1 protein-coding gene and 1 pseudogene are annotated in these 1216 nt (G+C 75.7%); both read right to left on the reverse strand.

The annotated features are described in order from the left end of the window. Nucleotides 1–200, reverse strand: a pseudogene (locus tag ND748_RS32315) (hypothetical protein); the annotation flags it as partial. 198 nt (nucleotides 201–398) lie between these two features. Next, nucleotides 399–590, reverse strand: a complete 192-nt coding sequence (locus ND748_RS32320; protein ID WP_251750062.1) for a hypothetical protein — start codon at nucleotides 588–590, stop codon at nucleotides 399–401. Nucleotides 591–1216: the final 626 nt, after the last annotated feature.

The raw sequence follows: 1216 nt of genomic DNA on the forward strand, positions 1-1216 counted from the left end.
GGGCCAGGGTCCGGCGTGCTGCGGACCGGCGCGGGAGGGGCGGGAGCCCTGCGCGTCGCCTCCGGGAGCACAGGTGCCTCGGGCGGGATGATCCGCCGCGGCAGTCCGCTGGATGCCGCCTTCGGCTGGTTGCCGCCGCCCTGGCGGCGGTCGGGCCCGCTGGCCGGCGGTGCGCTGTTGGTCGCCCTGCTGGTCGGCATCCTCGCGGTCCTCATCGCGGCCGGCGGTTCGGATCCGCAGGTGGAGCCGTCGGGGGTGCCGCCGCTGGATCGCACGGCCCCCGGCGCGCGCTCCGATCCGGCGGTGCCCGGCGGCCCGCGGTGGACATCCGACGGCGGTGCCCGCGACCGATTGCCGCCGGCGCGGACCACCGCGCCTGCATTCGGTGGTGCGCGGCCCTACCCGACATCCGATCCGCAGGCCCATGCGACGGCGACCGTCTCACCGAGCGCCGAACCGAGTTCGCCGCCGACCGAGCGACCGACGCCGACATCGGGCGCCTCCCAAACCAGCGAGCCGTCGCCGTCGGCGACCGCGTCGGCCCCGGCATCGCCCACGAGTTGCCCGACGGGATCGGGCGGCACCGCCACATCTCCCCCGCCCGCCTGTTAGCCGACGGCGGCCGAGGTCCGGGCCGGCTGACGGCTGACGGCTGACGGCTGACGGCTGACGGCTGACGGCTGACGGAACAAGTTTCCTGGCCCTGGCGCGGGGGTTCCGGCCCCCGCGTGATCGCCACCGCCGGCCGGCTGACTGCGTACCGAGAGGTGCTGGAGGCTGATGACCGGTCCGAGGCCCGGGGACCGTCACCAGCCTCCAGCACTTCGACCTCGCCCCGGCCGGATCGCGTCCGGGCCGGGTGAGGGATCGGGGGATGCGCGCGAACCGCTACCCGAGGTGGTGGGTCACGGCGCGGCGCTGGTGTAGAGGCGCAAGCCGCTCGGCGAGGGTTGCACGGTCGGAGAGCTGCCGCAGGTGCGCTTGGTGCCTGCGCGTCCGCCGGAGGGGCAGGTCTTGGTCGGCTTAGGGGTCGGCTTTGGAGTCGGCTTGGGCGTCGGCTTAGGGGTGGGCTTGGGCGTCGGCGGGCTGGACGAGGGCTCCGCCGTCGGCGCCGGGGGCGCCCCGGGGGGGGGCCCCCCCCGGCGAGGGGGACGCAAGGTTAGCGCTTGCTGTACTGCGGAGCCTTACGGGCCTTCTTCAGCCCGTACTTCTTGCG

The sequence above is a fragment of the Frankia sp. AiPs1 genome, from assembly GCF_023716945.1.
GTDB lineage: Bacteria > Actinomycetota > Actinomycetes > Frankiales > Frankiaceae > Frankia.